19 protein-coding genes and 1 pseudogene are annotated in these 15074 nt (G+C 71.2%); 7 read left to right on the top strand and 13 right to left on the bottom strand.

Annotation, left to right across the window (positions count from 1 at the left end; translation table 11 throughout):
• Window positions 1-19: 19 nt before the first annotated feature.
• A complete protein-coding gene (locus tag ACFYY7_RS16690; RefSeq protein ID WP_388662149.1) occupies window positions 20-640 on the bottom strand; it encodes a toxin in 621 nt (206 codons plus the stop codon).
• 6 nt (window positions 641-646) lie between these two features.
• Window positions 647-1108, bottom strand: a complete 462-nt coding sequence (locus ACFYY7_RS16685; RefSeq protein ID WP_388662147.1) for a hypothetical protein — start codon at window positions 1106-1108, stop codon at window positions 647-649.
• Between the two features lie 724 nt (window positions 1109-1832).
• Between ACFYY7_RS16685 and ACFYY7_RS16680 the strand changes: the two genes are divergently transcribed.
• Both ACFYY7_RS16680 and ACFYY7_RS16675 read left to right on the top strand, forming a co-directional pair.
• Window positions 1833-2036: a cold-shock protein gene (locus tag ACFYY7_RS16680; protein WP_093547863.1), complete on the top strand. Its 204-nt coding sequence runs from the start codon at window positions 1833-1835 to the stop codon at window positions 2034-2036.
• A 265-nt stretch (window positions 2037-2301) separates the two neighbouring features.
• Window positions 2302-3756, top strand: coding sequence for a DEAD/DEAH box helicase (locus tag ACFYY7_RS16675; protein WP_388662145.1), 1455 nt, complete (start codon window positions 2302-2304; stop codon window positions 3754-3756).
• 62 nt (window positions 3757-3818) lie between these two features.
• Here the strand turns inward: ACFYY7_RS16675 and ACFYY7_RS16670 are convergent, their stop codons facing one another.
• The 5 genes from ACFYY7_RS16670 to ACFYY7_RS16650 all read right to left on the bottom strand — a co-directional run bounded on the left by ACFYY7_RS16670 (window position 3819) and on the right by ACFYY7_RS16650 (window position 6861).
• Window positions 3819-4583, bottom strand: coding sequence for an SDR family oxidoreductase (locus ACFYY7_RS16670; protein WP_388662143.1), 765 nt, complete (start codon window positions 4581-4583; stop codon window positions 3819-3821).
• 355 nt (window positions 4584-4938) lie between these two features.
• Entirely contained in the window at window positions 4939-5313 is a 375-nt protein-coding gene (crcB, locus tag ACFYY7_RS16665) for a fluoride efflux transporter CrcB (RefSeq protein ID WP_388662142.1), read from the bottom strand.
• Entirely contained in the window at window positions 5310-5678 is a 369-nt protein-coding gene (locus ACFYY7_RS16660) for a DUF190 domain-containing protein (RefSeq protein ID WP_388662140.1), read from the bottom strand. Before ACFYY7_RS16660 ends, crcB (ACFYY7_RS16665) begins: the two co-directional genes overlap by 4 nt.
• Window positions 5675-6085 carry a fluoride efflux transporter CrcB gene (gene crcB, locus ACFYY7_RS16655; protein ID WP_388662139.1) on the bottom strand — a complete coding sequence of 137 codons (411 nt, stop codon included), beginning with the start codon at window positions 6083-6085 and terminating at the stop codon, window positions 5675-5677. The genes ACFYY7_RS16660 and crcB (ACFYY7_RS16655) overlap by 4 nt, the downstream gene beginning before the upstream one ends.
• A gap of 320 nt (window positions 6086-6405) precedes the next feature.
• Window positions 6406-6861, bottom strand: coding sequence for a carboxymuconolactone decarboxylase family protein (locus tag ACFYY7_RS16650; RefSeq protein ID WP_376418727.1), 456 nt, complete (start codon window positions 6859-6861; stop codon window positions 6406-6408).
• 236 nt (window positions 6862-7097) lie between these two features.
• Here ACFYY7_RS16650 and ACFYY7_RS16645 point away from each other — a divergent pair, with 236 nt between their 5' ends.
• The gene (locus ACFYY7_RS16645; protein WP_388662136.1) at window positions 7098-7493 is read left to right on the top strand and encodes a hypothetical protein; all 396 of its coding nucleotides are present in this window, start codon (window positions 7098-7100) and stop codon (window positions 7491-7493) included.
• A gap of 61 nt (window positions 7494-7554) precedes the next feature.
• Here ACFYY7_RS16645 and ACFYY7_RS16640 read toward each other — a convergent pair whose 3' ends face one another.
• Window positions 7555-7746: a hypothetical protein gene (locus ACFYY7_RS16640; RefSeq protein ID WP_388662134.1), complete on the bottom strand. Its 192-nt coding sequence runs from the start codon at window positions 7744-7746 to the stop codon at window positions 7555-7557.
• Window positions 7743-7916 carry a hypothetical protein gene (locus ACFYY7_RS16635; protein ID WP_388662133.1) on the bottom strand — a complete coding sequence of 58 codons (174 nt, stop codon included), beginning with the start codon at window positions 7914-7916 and terminating at the stop codon, window positions 7743-7745. Before ACFYY7_RS16635 ends, ACFYY7_RS16640 begins: the two co-directional genes overlap by 4 nt.
• A 106-nt stretch (window positions 7917-8022) precedes the next feature.
• Between ACFYY7_RS16635 and ACFYY7_RS16630 the strand changes: the two genes are divergently transcribed.
• From ACFYY7_RS16630 to ACFYY7_RS16620, 3 genes are all read left to right on the top strand, one after another.
• Window positions 8023-8859 (top strand): helix-turn-helix domain-containing protein, encoded by an 837-nt coding sequence (locus ACFYY7_RS16630; RefSeq protein ID WP_388662131.1) that lies wholly within the window; start codon window positions 8023-8025, stop codon window positions 8857-8859.
• Window positions 8856-9071 carry a DUF397 domain-containing protein gene (locus ACFYY7_RS16625; protein WP_388662129.1) on the top strand — a complete coding sequence of 72 codons (216 nt, stop codon included), beginning with the start codon at window positions 8856-8858 and terminating at the stop codon, window positions 9069-9071. The genes ACFYY7_RS16630 and ACFYY7_RS16625 overlap by 4 nt, the downstream gene beginning before the upstream one ends.
• A 64-nt stretch (window positions 9072-9135) precedes the next feature.
• The gene (locus tag ACFYY7_RS16620; RefSeq protein WP_388662127.1) at window positions 9136-10641 is read left to right on the top strand and encodes an alpha/beta hydrolase; all 1506 of its coding nucleotides are present in this window, start codon (window positions 9136-9138) and stop codon (window positions 10639-10641) included.
• Window positions 10642-10714: 73 nt separating this feature from the next.
• On the opposite strand, the pseudogene ACFYY7_RS16615 reads toward ACFYY7_RS16620, so the two are convergent.
• Window positions 10715-11341: pseudogene (locus ACFYY7_RS16615) on the bottom strand (phosphoribosyltransferase); the annotation flags it as partial.
• 83 nt (window positions 11342-11424) lie between these two features.
• On the opposite strand from ACFYY7_RS16615, the gene ACFYY7_RS16610 reads away from it, so the two are divergent.
• Entirely contained in the window at window positions 11425-12231 is an 807-nt protein-coding gene (locus tag ACFYY7_RS16610; protein ID WP_388662125.1) for an HAD-IIA family hydrolase, read from the top strand.
• Window positions 12232-12235: 4 nt separating this feature from the next.
• Here the strand turns inward: ACFYY7_RS16610 and ACFYY7_RS16605 are convergent, their stop codons facing one another.
• The 3 genes from ACFYY7_RS16605 to ACFYY7_RS16595 form a co-directional block, all read right to left on the bottom strand.
• Window positions 12236-13033, bottom strand: a complete 798-nt coding sequence (locus ACFYY7_RS16605) for a VOC family protein (protein ID WP_388662123.1) — start codon at window positions 13031-13033, stop codon at window positions 12236-12238.
• Window positions 13034-13128: 95 nt separating this feature from the next.
• Entirely contained in the window at window positions 13129-13818 is a 690-nt protein-coding gene (locus ACFYY7_RS16600; protein ID WP_388662121.1) for a response regulator, read from the bottom strand.
• The gene (locus tag ACFYY7_RS16595; protein WP_388662119.1) at window positions 13815-15071 is read right to left on the bottom strand and encodes a sensor histidine kinase; all 1257 of its coding nucleotides are present in this window, start codon (window positions 15069-15071) and stop codon (window positions 13815-13817) included. Before ACFYY7_RS16595 ends, ACFYY7_RS16600 begins: the two co-directional genes overlap by 4 nt.
• Window positions 15072-15074 lie beyond the last annotated feature (3 nt).

Genomic DNA, 15074 nt, shown 5'->3' with positions numbered 1-15074 from the left:
ACGGGGGAGCGTGCGGTGTTCAGGAGCGGCGGAACAGGCCGCGACGGCGGTTGGTGGCGACCGGGCGGGACAGGGAGTTGGCCAGCCGGCCCACCATGTCGTCGCTCGTCACGTCCATGGCCATGCGGGGGATGAGCGAGGCGCCGAACTCGGCCATGCGCTCGTCGTGGGTGTCGTACTGCGCGCGGGCCTGCACGGTGCCGTCCCCCGACCGGAGCGCGTCCACGATCTCGGCGGCGACCGGTGACGGCGGGGAGGGCGGGGACGGCGGGGGCTCGGTACCGAGGACCCGGCTGATCAGCGAGGTGTCGAAGACCGGCAGCAGGCGCCGCAGTTGCTCCGCGTCGAGGGAGGTGCCGTGGTCGAACCACTCGTGGCACAGCTCGTGCAGGATGACGTGCTGGGTCTGGTACGCGGTCGGCCGGCGGCGGTAGAGCACGAAGCTGGTCCCGCCGGTCTTCAGCCGCAGCCCGCAGGCGGCGTTGACACGGGCCAGCCGGTCGGGCACCTCGTGCAGAACGATGGTGCGGCCGCGGGCCGCTTCCATGTTCGCCACCAGTGCGTCGATGGAGAAGGGCGCGGGGATGGGCAGGTCGGCCAGCCCGGCCTCGCACTCCTTCCGTAGTTCGCGCAGCGACATGGAGATCTACTTCTCCGGCTCGCCGTGGACGCCGCCGCCTTCGGCCGGGCCCTGCCGGCCCTTGGCGTTCTCCAGCAGCGAGAGCGCGAACTGCAGCAGCTCCGGCGGGAGACCGTCCTCGTCGAGGCCGCGCCCGGCCACTCCGCTGATCTCCCCCGTACGCCGCATCGCGAGGAACTGGAGCCCGGCGACCACGTCGTCGACCACCTCGGACTCCTCCTTGAAGAATCGCCAGTCCACGCCGAAGCCCAGACCGAGCGCCTTGAGGATGTCCTCGGAGGGCTGAGTGACCTTGCCGGCCAGGATGTTGGAGAAGTAGCTGTGCGAGAGGGAGCCGCCGCGTTCCTTGACCAGATCGGCGAAGAAACGCCCCGAGATCTTCTGGCCGGGGAAGGTCTTCTCCACCATGTACTCGACCTTCTGCTGCAACGTCCGCAGCTCCGGCGTGCGTTCCTCGGCGCTGTCCATCCGGCCCCCCCACGTATCCGCTCCCGTGCGATCGAGGTTCTTCACGGTCGTTGATTCGGTCAACGGGCTCGTACTGTAACGAACCCTGACGCGTCGTTCTCAGTGCGGTGGGCGCGGTACGGGAACGGGCTTGCGTAAACACGCAACGTCACTGTTAACTCGAAAAAACACGAGCAGGGGACCACGAGGGGAGTCCCCTGCTCGTGAAATCGACGGGTTCCGTGTGAATTCACCACGGACAAAAGGTGCATGACGCACATACATGATGTGCGGACATGGGTGTAGCCCTTCACGACGGGGGATGCGTGAAGGGCTACACATGCATTATGACTGCTGGTCAGGCCGTCATCAACTGTCCTCCGGAGCGGCGTGTCCGGGATAGGGGCCGGATGAGGGGTCGGTGCGGGTGTCCGGTGGCGGGATCGCGGGTGTGCCGGACCGGTCGCGTGAATTTAGATTTGCGGCGGAAGTGAATTCCGCGCGATTTTAATTCGAATCCGGCGTCCCGGAATTACTTTTCCTGTGCGCTTGCTCCCGCCGTGTTATTCTGGAAGCAGTTGCAGTTGTGGTTCCCGAAGACTCCAAGTGCGCCCCTCGGCCCAATGTGCCGAGGGTTGCCCTGCTGTGTTTTCCGGTGCTTTTCCGGATGGGGTAATCATCGCGGCGACGTGGGGTCCGCGCCACGTGGATCCCCGAGAACTGCCCCCCATGAAGGAGACAAAATATGGCTACTGGCACCGTCAAGTGGTTCAACGCGGAAAAGGGCTTCGGTTTCATCGAGCAGGACGGCGGCGGCCCCGATGTCTTCGCCCACTACTCGAACATCGCGGCCACCGGCTTCCGTGAGCTCCAGGAAGGCCAGCGGGTCAACTTCGATGTCACGCAGGGCCAGAAGGGCCCGCAGGCGGAGAACATCACCCCGGCCTGATCCCGTCGCTCCGGCGCCGACGCGCTGAGACGACTTGCACGATCGGGGCCCGCACCTGAGGGTGCGGGCCCCGGTTCGCTGTCGTCCGCGCCGTCCGGCGCCCGCCCGAGCCGTTCCGGGCCACTCCCGGCGCGGCTCGTTTTTTCGCAGCCGGGCTCCGTCCGGGCTTCGTCCAGGCTTGTCAACGGCCCGTTCTTGCGATTCCTGCGCCGCCCGCCGCCGCAGCGAATTCCTCGATACGCGCCCTGTCGAGGAAGGGTTCCGTATGGACCGCGACCGCACAGCACGTTCGAACGACCGATATTCCCGTCCCCGTTCCGGCAGCCGCAGGCCCGCCCCCGTGCAGGGGGAGTTCGCGGCGCCGAAGACCATCACCCCGGCGCTGCCCGCGATTTCGGCCTTCGCCGAGCTGGACCTGCCCGAGGCGCTGCGGTCGGCGCTCACCGCCGAGGGCGTCACCACGCCGTTCCCGATCCAGGCGGCCACCCTGCCGAATTCGCTCGCGGGGCGCGACGTGCTGGGCCGCGGCCGGACCGGCTCCGGCAAGACGCTCGCCTTCGGCCTGGCCCTGCTGGCCCGGATCGCGGGCAACCGGGCCGACACCCGCCGCCCGCTGGCGCTGGTCCTCGTCCCCACCCGGGAACTGGCCCAGCAGGTCACCGACGCGCTCACCCCGTACGCCCGCGCGCTGAAGCTGCGGATGGCCACCGTCGTCGGCGGCATGTCGATCGGTCGGCAGGCCACCGCGCTGCGCGGCGGCGCCGAGGTCGTCGTCGCCACACCGGGCCGGCTCAAGGACCTCGTCGAGCGCCGCGACTGCCGGCTGGACCGGGTCTCCGTCACCGTTCTCGACGAGGCCGACCAGATGTGCGACATGGGATTCATGCCGCAGGTCACCGAACTGCTCGACCAGGTGCTGCCGCAGGGCCAGCGGATGCTGTTCTCGGCGACCCTGGACCGTAACGTCGACCTGCTCGTACGGAACTACCTGCACGACCCGGTGGTCCACTCGGTCGACCCGGCGGCCGGTGCCGTGACGACGATGGAGCACCACGTCCTCTACGTGCAGGGCGCGGACAAGTACGCCACCACGACCGAGATCGCGGCCCGCGACGGCCGGGTGCTCATGTTCCTGGACACCAAGCACGCCGTGGACAAGCTCACCGACCACCTGCTCGGCAGCGGGGTGCGGGCCGCCGCGCTGCACGGCGGAAAGTCCCAGCCGCAGCGCACCCGCACCCTGGACCGGTTCAAGAACGGGCAGGTCACGGTGCTGGTCGCGACGAACGTCGCGGCGCGCGGCATCCACATCGACAACCTGGACCTGGTCGTCAACGTCGATCCGCCGAGCGACCACAAGGACTATCTGCACCGCGGCGGCCGTACCGCCCGCGCCGGGGAGTCCGGCAGCGTCGTCACGCTGGTGCTGCCGGGCCAGCGCCGGGAGATGACCCGGCTGATGGCCGACGCCGGGATCACCCCGAAGATCGCCCAGGTCCGCTCGGGCGAGGCCGAGCTGAGCCGGATCACCGGCGCGCGGAAGCCCTCGGGGGTGCCCGTCGACGGCAGCGCGCCACCGGCGACGGAGCGCCCGCGGAGCGTGCCCTTCCGGGGCCGGGGCAGCGCCCCCACGAAGGCGGGCCGCTCACGCCGCTCCGACCTGCCCACCGCGGAGGCACTCGCTGCCGCGAAGCAGCGCCGCGCCAACCGCGGCGGGTAGCGCGCGACGTCCTGTCGCCCGGTCCGCAGCCCGCTGCCGGCGCTGCCCTGCCCGCGCCCCGCTCACCGGCCGCCCGCGACCCGCAGGACCGTCCCGGTCACGTAGGACGCCTCGCCCGACAGCAGCCAGGCGATGGCGGCCGCGATCTCCGGGGCGGATCCGACGCGGCCGAGCGGGATTCCGGGGACGGCCGCGTCCGCGCGGCCGGGATCGCCCGCCGTGGCGTGCATATCGGTGTCGATCATGCCGGGGGCGACCGCGTTGACCCGGATGCCGTCGGGCCCCAGCTCCTTGGAGAGCCCGATCGTCAGCGCGTCCGTCGCCGCCTTCGTGGCGGCGTAGTGGACGAAGTCCCCGGGGCTGCCGAGGGTGGCGGCGGCCGAGGAGACATTGACGATCGCGCCCGCCCCGCCGGCCGCCATGTCCTTCGCGGCCCGGCGGCAGCACAGCAGGTAGCCGAGGAGGTTCACGTCCACGACGCGGCGCAGCGTCTCGGCGGAGGTGTCGGCGAGCCGCCCGAGCGGGCCCGTCACCCCCGCGTTGTTGACCAGCCCGGTCACGGGCCCGAGCTGCTCGGCCACCGTGTCGAAGAGCCGTTCCACCCCGGCCTCCTCGGCGGTGTCCACCCGCACCGTGACGCAGCGCGCCCCGGCGGCCCGTACCGCCGCCGCGGTCCGCTCGGCGGCCTCGGCGTTGCTCACGAAGCCCAGGGCGAGGTCATGCCCGTCCCTCGCCAGACGGATACAGGTCGCGGCGCCGATCCCCCGGCTGCCGCCGGTGACGACGGTGACGGGGCGGGACGGAACGGTGGTGCTGCTGTCCGGCACTGGAGGGCCTCTCACTTCGCTCGCGGATCATGCGGTGCTTCGCGCGGTGCTTCGCGCGGTGCTTCATTCGGTATCCGGATACGCAGCGAATCACCGCGGGCGCCGGTGGATCAAGGCCACCGGCGCCGCGTACCCCGGCGCGGTGCCTGCTGTTGGAGTGGTGCCGGGTGACGGCACCGGCGTGGTGCCCGGCGCGGGGCGCAGGCGGTTGCCTAGCGTCGGCGTCTGACGGGCCGCTGTCGGCGCGAAACGGGTTGAATCGCCCGGCGCTCGGTGACGGTTCCTCCCCAACGGCGTTCCTCTGCCACCGTCTCGCATTGCGGTGGCAGGGGACGCCGACCGCAGGCCACAGCCCTTACGGCCAGAGTGCCCGCGCCAGTGCGACCCCGGCGAACGCCGCGCCCAGCCCCGCCGCCACACTCCCCACGACATTGGCCACCGCGTAGGACTTCGCACCGTCCTCCGCCAGCCGCAGCGTCTCGTAGCTGAACGTCGAGTACGTGGTGAGCGCCCCGCACAGCCCCGTGCCGATCAGCAGTTGCAGATGCGAGGAGGCGGCGCCGGCCGCCACCGCGCCGGTCAGCAGGCCCAGGACCAGCGAACCCGACACATTGATCGTGAACGTCCCCCACGGGAAGACGCTGTCGTGCCGGGACTGCACCGCCCGGTCGGTCAGATAACGGAGCGGCGCCCCGACCGCCGCTCCGACGATCACCAGCAGCCAGTTCAACGGCCCGGCTCCCGCCCCTGCTCCCGCTCGTCGCCGAAGCGCACGATCTCGCACTCGTCCAGGAAGGCCACGCCGCCGCCCGCGAGCAGTTCCCCGATGAGCGGCAGGAACGCCCTGATCCGCGCCTCGGTGTCCACGATCACGACCGCCACCGGCAGGTCCTCGCTCAGCGAGAGCAGCCGCTGCGTGTGGATCACCGACGAGGTGCCGAAGCCCTCGATGCCCCGGAACACACTGGCGCCGGACAGCCCGGCCAGGTGCGCCCGGTGCACGATCTCCGTGAAGACCGGCCGGTGGTGCCACCCGTCGGACTCGCCCACGAGAACCGTGAGGCGCAGGCCCCGTTCCGTCCCAGGCGTCGTCATGACTGCCTCCAGGCCAGCGCGCGGCGGGTCGCCCACACCGCACTCCATACCGCCGCGAGAGCCGCGAACAGCGTCAGTCCCAGATACCCCAGACCGGCACGGAGCCGGCCGCCGTCGAGCAGGCGCTGGATGTCCACCGCGTACGTCGAGAACGTGGTGAACCCGCCGAGCACCCCCGTACCGAAGAACGGCCGCACCAGCCGGTGTGCCGTCCACGCCTCGCTGATCACGACCATGAAGACGCCGATCACCGCACATCCGACGGCGTTCACGACCAGCGTCGTCCACGGGAAGCCGTCCGGGGCGGTGGGCCAGAGCAGCGCGGCCCCGTAGCGGGCGGACGCCCCGATCGCACCGCCGAGCGCGACCACCGCGACGACGGAACCTTGTGGGTTCGGGGCTCCCATGGGCGCTTTTCTCCTGCCTGCCGTACGCACCAGGCTATCGCCCGGAGGTCCGCCCGGCCGCTCACCCGAACGGTCCACGCGGCGCGCCGCCCCCGCCCCGGCGCGGGCGACTTGCCCCATGCGCGGAACCAGCGGAGCGGGCGCGAGGGCACCCGGCGAGAACGGACGAGCCCGCCGCCGGACCACCGGCGAGAACGGACGGGCCAACCGGACCATCGAGGGGCCCGAGGCATGGCTCGTCCGGGGGCCTTCGCCGGGCTCTTCGTACGGGAGACGGCACCGCCCGCGGACGGTCCCCTGCGCGGCCCCCGGTGCATGGCCTACCAGGTCTTGCCCGGGGGCTGCTTGGTGGTGACGTTGATGCGGTTGAACAGGTTCGTCAGGCCGATCGCGAGCACCAGCGCGGAGAGCTGCTTCTCGCTGAAGTGGCGGGCGGCCTCGTCCCAGACGGCGTCCGGCACCGGATCGGAACGGTCGCTGAGCCGGGTCGCGTGCTCCGCGAGCGCCAGCGCGGCCCGCTCGGCGTCGGTGAAGTACGGCGCGTCGCTCCAGGCCGAAACGGCGAACAGCCGCTCGTCGCTCTCCCCGGCCTTCCTGGCGTTGCGTACGTGCCCGTCGACGCAGAAGGTGCAGCCGTTGATCTGGCTGACCCGAAGACCGACCAGTTCGAGCGTGGTCTCCGGCAGCCCGCCCTTGCTGATGGCCTTGACCAGCCCCAGTACGGGCGGCAGGGCCTCGGGGATGATCTCGGCCGGGTTCTCGATACGTGCCTGCATGATGTCTCTCCTTCGCTGTCCGTCACGGTCGCGGCGGCGGTCGCGGTGGCGTTCTCGCCGCGCCCTCACTGCACTGACGGACGGCGGAGCGGAAGTGTGACGAGAGCGGCGTCCGGGATCCTCACCGCGCCCGCCGGAGCGAGCTGCGCAGCCCGTTCTCCTCGGCGGCCTGAAGCGTGTTTCAGGAGTGGAACCCGTCGAGGTCGAGAACCTGGTGGGTGGATAGAGTCGGCTGCATGGCCACACCAGTGCTTCAAGCAGTCGAGGCGGACGGGACGACCTGGGACGACCCGTCCGAGGAACAGCTGCACGACCTGCTTGCCGACATGAGTCTCGGATGCCGATTCGTCATCGTGCGGCGGCTCGATCTGGAACCCGCCGACCAGCACTACATGCAGGTCTACCTCAACGACGACCTGAGCTATCAGGTGGAATACCGCGAGGGAGGGCCGGACAGGCACTTCCAGGCATGGGTACCCCGCGGGCACGAGCTCTTCGCGGTGAAACCCGTGGCTGAGGTGCTCCAGGGCTGGGCCTGCGGGCGACCTGGTTGGCGGGAGGCTCTTTCCTGGGCCCCGTGGTCACCCGCGGAGTCATGCGCCCGTCACCACCCCCTCACAGCCACTCCTTGACGGCTGCGACCAGAACACCTGGTTCGTAGCGGACGGCCGGCTCCGGCCCGCGCCGGCTTCCTCACCGCGCCCGCCGGAGCGAGCTGCGCAGCCCGTTCTCCTCGGTGACCTTGGCCCGGAGCTGCCGTATCAGCGTGGAGTCCGCCGCTTCGCCGTCCCCGCCGGAGCGGCACCGCGCGCACTCGCAGGGCGGCCAGCGCAGCGGGTTGAGCTCGGGCAGGTCGGGTTCGGGTGCTGGAACTTGCTCGCTCATGCCGACCCCCGTTCCGCGCAGTCCGCCGTGTCGCGGTGGCGCCGGAGCAGCACCCGGCAGTCGGTCGCCTTGCTGTAGTCGTACTGATCGTTGGCGAGGGCCTCGGCCAGCCGGAGCTTCTGGCACTCGGGACAACAGCCTTCTGTTCCACGCCTGTTCTCGACGAACACAGACAACTCCTCTCCGTAGTCATTTCGCTACTGAGCGAGCTCAGATTGGCCTAGAGTCAGGGGTGCTTCAACTTGTTGGGTGCGAGCGAAAAGTCAGGTGAAGCCGTTGAACCGCAAGGAGTTGGACCCCGAGAGCAGTCCGGAGGCGGCCTTCGGCGCGCGCATCCGCAGATTGCGAGAGGAACGCGGCTGGAAGCAGGAGGAGTTGGCTGACCGGATGGGCTACTCCGGCACGCACATCTCCGCCGTCGAAACTGGTCGCAAGATGCCGACTCTTCGGTTCTCGCGCAACGCGGACCAGGTTTTCGGTACCGGTGAGACAGCCGACACATTCGAACGTCAGTACCGCGAGATCCGGCACGGTTCGCTGCTGGAGGGCTTCCCGCAGTACGTGGGCTACGAAGGGCGCGCGGCAGAGATTCGACTGTACGAAGTCGGGATCATTCCCGGGTTGTTGCAGACACCGGAGTACGCACGGGCGTTGGCGGATGGTGACGTGTGGCGCGGTTCCATCACGCCCGAGCAAGCAGGCGACCGCGTCTCGTTCCTGGCGGAGCGTCAAGCATCGCTGGTGCGGTCCCGGCCTCCTACGATCTTGGTGGTGATGGACGAGAGCTGCATCCGCAGGCGGGTCGGCGGGGACGGGGTCATGGCCGCCCAGTTCGACCGGCTGCTGGAGTTTGCCGGGCTGCCGAACACCGTGCTCCAGATTGCCCCGTTCGACATGATGGAGCGCCGCCCGTTCAACCTCCCGATGAACCTGCTGACGCTGTCGGACCTGTCCGCCGTCGCGTATGCGGAGTCCCAGATGCGGGGCCACCTGGAGCGCGATACGACCTTGGTGCTCCCCCTGCTGGCGTCCTACCATCAACTGCAGGCCGAAGCGCTGTCCCAGGCGGCATCGGTGGCCATGATCAACGAAGCGCGAAAGGGCACCCCGTGACGACCACGACCGAGTCTCCCCGCTGGTTCAAGTCTTCGTACAGCTCCAACGGCGGCAACTGCATCGAGGTCGCCGCCAACCTCGTCGTCTCGCGCGGCGTGGTCCCCGTCCGCGACTCGAAGAACCCCGGTGGCCCGGTGCTGAACGCCTCCGCCGCCTCGTTCGCCTCCTTCGTGGCGGGCGTGAAAGCCGGAGAGTTCGCCGGGGGCTAACCCCACCGCACACTGGCATGCCTCCCGGATGGGTTGAGGGGTCGCGCTCAACCAGCCTTGTGGCATGAGGACTTACGGGAAATCCGCCGCGTTCGTCGCCCTGTCCGTCACCGCCGTCGCCACCGTTCTCACCGGGGCCGCGACCCCGCGAGCCGCAGCCTCGGCCAACACCGTGCCCGCGCTCTCCTGGCGGCCCTGCGACACGGCCGGCGGGCCCGTCGGGCGGGAGTGTGCCGAGTTGCCCGTGCCGCTGGACTACCGGGACCCGGACGGCCCGCAGCTCTCGCTCGCGGTGACCCGGGTCCGCAGCGACCGGCCCGCCGCGCGGCGCGGGACGCTGGTGGTGATCGCCGGTGGTCCGGGTACCTCCGGGGTGCAGCGGGTGACGGAGAAGGGGGAGCGGCTGCGGCAGGCGACGGAGGGGCGGTACGACATCGTGAGCCTCGACCCTCGCGGGGTCGGCGGCAGCACGAAGGCGGGCTGCGGGCTCGAACCGGAGGACCGGGAGCTGGTGAACATGCGGTCCTGGCCCGCCGCCGACGGCTCGATCACCGAGAACGTGACGCGCTCCCGGCGCATCGCCGAGGCCTGCGCGCGCAACGGCGGAGCGGTGCTGCGGAGCCTCACCACGGCCAACGAGGTGCGGGACATCGACCGCTTCCGGCAGGCGCTCGGCGAGGAGAAGCTGTCGGCCTGGGGGATCTCGTACGGCACCTACGTCGGCGCCGTGTACGCGCAGAAGTACCCGCAGCACACGGACCGTTGGGTGCTGGACAGCAGCGGCGACCCGAACCCGTCACGCGTCGCGCAGGGCTGGATGGCGAACATGGCGGTGGCGGCGGAGGACCGGTTCCCCGACTTCGCGCGGTGGGCCTCCGACCCGGCCAGGGACGAGGAGGGGCTGCGGCTCGCGCAGCGGGCCGAGGACGTACGGCCGCTGGTGCTGGGGCTGGCGGCGCGGCTGGACCGGGAACCGAGGGAGTCCACCACGCCGGGCGTTCCGCTGACCGGCAACCGGCTGCGCCAGGCGCTCCAGATGGCCATGTACGGCGACGATGCCTTTGCCGGTTTCGCGGGGCTCGTCCAGGCGGCCCGGAGCACCTCGGTGAAGCCCGTGCTGCCTGCCGCCCTCGCCGGGCCGCTGCCGGACGCGGACGCGGCGGTCTCGATGGCCGTGGTCTGCAACGACGTGCGCTGGCAGGGCACCGTCCCCTCGTACCGGCGCGCCGTCGCCGCCGACCGCGCGAAGCATCCGCTGACCGCCGGGATTCCGGTGAACGTCACCCCGTGCGCCTTCTGGAAGGACGCCCCCGCCGAGCAGCCGACCAGGATCACGGACGAGGGACCGTCCAACGTTCTGATGATCCAGGGCCTGCGCGACCCGTCGACGCCGTACTCCGGCGCGCTGAAGATGCGGGCGGCCTTCGGGGACCGGGCCCGTATGGTCGCCGTCGACCACGGTGGGCACGGCATGTACCTGGGCAACGGGAACGCCTGCGGCGACGGCGCGGTCACCACGTTCCTGAACACCGGGACGCGGCCGGAGCGGGACGCGTACTGCGCGGGCTGATCGCGACGCCGGGCCGTGGCCGAGCGGGCGCCCCCGCTCAGTCGCAGCCCGGCGTCACATGTCCGCTGTTCCGGGCCTGTGCCAGCAGGGAGACGACCTCCTCGTCGGAGGTCTGCGTGAAGTCCCGGTACCACTCGCCGACCGCGTAGAACAGGCGCGGCACCGACAGGCACACCACCTCGTCCGCGCTCCGGCGCAGCCGCACGACCGCGTCCGGCGGCGCCACCGGGACGGCCGCCACCACGCGCGCCGGCTGCTGTGCCCGCACCACCCGGCAGGCCGCCTCGGCGGTCGCGCCGGTCGCGATGCCGTCGTCCACGACGATCACCGTCCGGCCTGCGAGCGGGGTACGTACCCGGCCGGCCCGGTACACCTGCGCCCGCCTCACGAGCTCCGCCTCCTCGACCCGTTCGACCGCCGCGAGATCCTGCTTACCGGCCCGCAGCCGGGAGGCGACGTCGTCGTTGATGACCCGGACCCCGCCCTCGCCGATGGCGCCGAACGCCACCTCCTCGTGGTGCGGCACGCCGAGCTTGCGGACGACGATCACATCGAGTTCGGCACCGAGTGTCTGGGCCACCTGGAAGGCCACCGGGACTCCGCCGCGAGGCAGTCCCAGTACGACGGGGTTCTCCCGTTCGAGGTGGCGGAGCGACTCGGCCAGCTGCTGGCCCGCGTCCTCGCGGTCGGCGAACAGCACGGTGGTTCACCCCCAAGCAGGCTTCCCTACCTTCGAAACAACCCCATGTGCGGCACCCCCGCAACTCGGGCAAGGTCGGTTGTATGCGACGAATCGGAGCGGTTCTGATCGATATCGACGGAGTGCTCACGGTGGCGTGGAAACCGCTGCCCGGCACCGTTGCGGCGATGCGGCGCCTGCGCGAGGCGGGTGTCCCGCTGGTCCTGGTCACCAACACCACCTCCCGCACCCGCGCCTCGATCGCCGCGAAACTCGCGGGCCAGGGTTTTCCCGTCACGGCCGAGGACATCCTCACCGCCCCCGCTGCCACCGCGGCGCACCTGCGCGAACACCACCCCGGCGCCCGCTGTCTGCTGATCAACTCCGGAGACATCCGGGACGATCTGACGGGCGTGGCCCTGGTCGACGAGGAGGGCGAGGAAGAGGGTGAGGCGCCGGATGTCGTCGTCATCGGCGGGGCCGGGGACGCCTTCGGCTACGCGGAGCTGAACCGCGCCTTTCGGTATCTGCAGCGCGGCGCCCGGCTCGTGGCCATGCACCGGAACCTGTACTGGCGCACGGCCACCGGGCTCGACCTCGACACCGGGGCCTTCCTCCTGGGGCTGGAGCGGGCGGCCCGGACCGAGGCGGAGATCACCGGCAAACCGGCCGGATCGTTCTTCGCCGCGGCCCTGGCCCACCTCGGCGTCACCGCGTCCGAGGCCCTGATGGTGGGCGACGACATCGAGTCCGACGTGCTGGCGGCCCAGGCCGCCGGGCTCACCGGCGTACTCGTCAGGACCGGCAAGTACCTCCCCGAGACGCACCGTGCGGCCGAGGGCACCCCGGACCACGTGATCGACTCCTTCGCCGACCTGCCCGAACTGCTTGAGCGGCAGGCGCCTCCCTGACGGCTCAGGACACCGGCTTCGTCTTGGGGATCTCGCCCTCGGTCGTGTTGACGTCGATGACGGAGAACGCCGCGCCCTGCGGGTCCGTCAGCGCGGCGAACCGGCCGAACGGCATGGTCATCGGCCCGAACCGCAGGACGCCGCCGCGCTCGGTGGCCTTCGCCACCGCCGCGTCGCAGTCGGCGACCGTGAAGTACACGTTCAGGTGCGGCGGGACCTCGGGCGGGAACTCGTCGCCCATCTTCATCCGCCCCATGACGGTCTTGTCGCCGAGGTTGAACATCCGGAAGTCGACGTGCTCGTCCGCCATCTCCACCATCGAGTACGGGAAGACGGCGGGGAAGAACGCGTCGGACTTCTCGGGCTCCCGGGTGAAGACCTCGGCCCAGCAGAACGCGCCGGGCACCGCCTGCGCCTCGAAGCCCTCGTGGGTGCCGGCCTGCCACACGCCGAAGACGACGCCGCTGGGGTCGCGGGCCAGCAGCATCGTGCCGAACCCGCCGACCTGCATCGGGTCCATCAGGGTCTCGCCGCCGTTGTCGCGGATCTTCGCGGCGGTGGCCTCGGCGTCCGGCGAGGCCAGGTACAGACACCAGGCCGAGTGGCCCTCCTGGCCGGGCATCGGGGGCACCACCGCGGCGACCGCCTTGCCGTCGGCGTACGCCTGCGTGTAGTTGCCGAACTCGGCCGAGGACTCGCCGAACGTCCAGCCCAGCACATCACCGTAGAAGCTCTTCGCGCCCTCCAGGTCGGCGAACATCGCGTCGGCCCAGCACGGTGTGCCCTCCGGTTGTACAGCCATGACCCTGACTCCTTCGCGCTCGGTGGGGGGTGGTCCGGCTTTTCACGCTAGCCAGCGGACCGCCTTCCCGCGCGCCGGGAACACGGGCCCCGGGGCTACCCGGGCGTGCCCCGGCCCTGCGGCGGGTCCACCCGGACCAGGCCCGACTGGTAGGCCATGGCGACCAGCTGCGCCCGGTGCCGGGCGCCCAGCTTCGTCATCGCACGCCCCACGTGGGTGCGTACGGTCAGCGGGCTGACGTGCATCCGGGCGGCGATCTCGTCGTTCGACAGGCCCTCGGCGGCCTGCGCCATGACCTCGCGCTCGCGGGCGGTCAGCATGTCCAGGGACTCGGGCGCGGCGACACCGCCCTCCGGGCGGGCCAGGTAGCGGGTGATGAGGGCCCGGGTGGCGGTCGGGGACAGGAGCGTGTCGCCCCCGGCCACCGTCCGGATCGCGTCCAGGAGCTCCTCGGGGCCGACGTCCTTGCCGAGGAAGCCGCTGGCTCCCGCCCGCAGGGCGCCGGCCACGTAATCGTCGATCTCGAACGTGGTGAGGATGAGGATGCGGGTCTGTCGCAGCGCCTCGTCGCGGCAGATCTCCTCGGTGGCCGCCAGCCCGTCCATGCCCGGCATGCGGATGTCCATCACGACCACGTCCGGCGCGGTGGCGCGGGCCTGCTCCACCGCCTCCCGGCCGTCCGCCGCGACACCGACCACCTCCATGTCGTCGTTCGACTCGATCAGCAGCCGGAAGGTCCCGGCCAGCAGCGCCTGGTCATCGGCCAGCAGTACCCGGATGGTCACCGCGCCGTCCTCTCCTCGTCGTCCTGGTGGGGGTCGGGTTCCGCCGTTCTCAGGGCCTCCAGGGGAAGTTCCGTGGTCACTTCGAAACCGCCGCTCGCCCGGTGCCCGGCGGCCAGCCAGCCGCCCGCGGACAGGGCCCGTTCGCGCATGCCGATGAGGCCGTAGCCCGGCTCGCCCGCCGTGCGGGATTCGTGTCCGTCGTCGGTGATGGTGAGGGAGAGCAGCCGGCGCGTGTAGCGGAGCCGGACCGACGCCGTCGCGGAGCCCGCGTGCTTTGTGACATTGGTCAGTGCCTCCTGCACGATCCGGTACGCGGTCAGGTCCGTGCCCGACGACAGGGCCCGCTCCTCGCCCTCCACCGACACCGAGACGACGAGCCCCGCCCGCTCGAACGAGGCGACCAGCTCCGGGAGCTGGGCCAGCCCGGGGGAGGGTTCCAGCGGCGTCTCAGGGTCGCCCTCGCGGCGCAGCAGGCCCACGGTCGCCTTGAGCTCGCGCAGGGCGGAGGAGGTGGTTCCGGCGAGCTGGTCCATCATGTCCTGCGCCTGCTCGGGGCGGCTGCGCAGCAGGTACGCGGCGGTGGCCGCCTGGGCGTGGGCGAGGGCGATGTGATGCGCGACGATGTCGTGGAGCTCGCGGGCGATCCTGGTCCGTTCCTCGCTCACCCGGCGGCGCGCCTCCTCCTCGCGGGTGTGCTCCGCCAGCTCGGCCCGTGCCTCCACGGCGGCGAGATGGTCGCGCCGGTTCCGTACCGACTCACCGACGGCGCCCGCCAGCAGCACGCACGAGAGGGTACCGACCTGGTCGGGCCGCAGCAGCGCGCCGTGGCCCCAGCCGACGGAGACGAGGGCGAGAGCGACGGCCATCCCGGCCGTGTACGTGACGGTCGTGCGCAGGTCCGTGTGCAGGGCCAGGAGATAGAGCGCGACCAGGGCGGCGCCGACGACGCTGGGGCTGGGGTCGAACCCGATGCGGCCCCCCATGACGCCCAGGACGCCGCCGCACACCGTCGTCACCGCGACCACCGTGCGCGGGAACCTGCGCTGCCCCAGCAGCAGAACGGCGGAGGGCACGACGGCGACCAGGGAGAAGTCGAGCGTCGGGACGCGGACGATCCGGGCGCCGGTCAGGGTGCTGGAGAAGACCGCGAGGAGCCACAGCACCACGGCGATCGCCACGTCGACGGCCCGGGGGTGGCGTCGGGCCCACTGCCACCAGTCGGCGAACACGCGGTCTCTCTCTTTCTCTCTCACGGC

It is taken from the genome of Streptomyces sp. NPDC001933 (assembly GCF_042890955.1).
Taxonomy (GTDB): domain Bacteria; phylum Actinomycetota; class Actinomycetes; order Streptomycetales; family Streptomycetaceae; genus Streptomyces.
The sequence above is the reverse complement of the archived record's forward strand: the minus strand, read 5'-3'. Positions and strand labels throughout refer to the sequence as shown.

Bases quoted from the DNA above. Each gene is read 5' to 3' on its own strand.
- ACFYY7_RS16690 (WP_388662149.1), bottom strand. From the start codon at position 640: ATGTCGCTGCGCGAACTACGGAAGGAGTGCGAGGCCGGGCTGGCCGAC.
- ACFYY7_RS16685 (WP_388662147.1), bottom strand. From the start codon at position 1,108: ATGGACAGCGCCGAGGAACGCACGCCGGAGCTGCGGACGTTGCAGCAG.
- ACFYY7_RS16680 (WP_093547863.1), top strand. From the start codon at position 1,833: ATGGCTACTGGCACCGTCAAGTGGTTCAACGCGGAAAAGGGCTTCGGT.
- ACFYY7_RS16675 (WP_388662145.1), top strand. From the start codon at position 2,302: ATGGACCGCGACCGCACAGCACGTTCGAACGACCGATATTCCCGTCCC.
- ACFYY7_RS16660 (WP_388662140.1), bottom strand. From the start codon at position 5,678: ATGACGACGCCTGGGACGGAACGGGGCCTGCGCCTCACGGTTCTCGTG.
- crcB (WP_388662139.1), bottom strand. From the start codon at position 6,085: ATGGGAGCCCCGAACCCACAAGGTTCCGTCGTCGCGGTGGTCGCGCTC.
- ACFYY7_RS16650 (WP_376418727.1), bottom strand. From the start codon at position 6,861: ATGCAGGCACGTATCGAGAACCCGGCCGAGATCATCCCCGAGGCCCTG.
- ACFYY7_RS16645 (WP_388662136.1), top strand. From the start codon at position 7,098: ATGGCCACACCAGTGCTTCAAGCAGTCGAGGCGGACGGGACGACCTGG.
- ACFYY7_RS16640 (WP_388662134.1), bottom strand. From the start codon at position 7,746: ATGAGCGAGCAAGTTCCAGCACCCGAACCCGACCTGCCCGAGCTCAAC.
- ACFYY7_RS16620 (WP_388662127.1), top strand. From the start codon at position 9,136: ATGAGGACTTACGGGAAATCCGCCGCGTTCGTCGCCCTGTCCGTCACC.
- ACFYY7_RS16610 (WP_388662125.1), top strand. From the start codon at position 11,425: ATGCGACGAATCGGAGCGGTTCTGATCGATATCGACGGAGTGCTCACG.
- ACFYY7_RS16605 (WP_388662123.1), bottom strand. From the start codon at position 13,033: ATGGCTGTACAACCGGAGGGCACACCGTGCTGGGCCGACGCGATGTTC.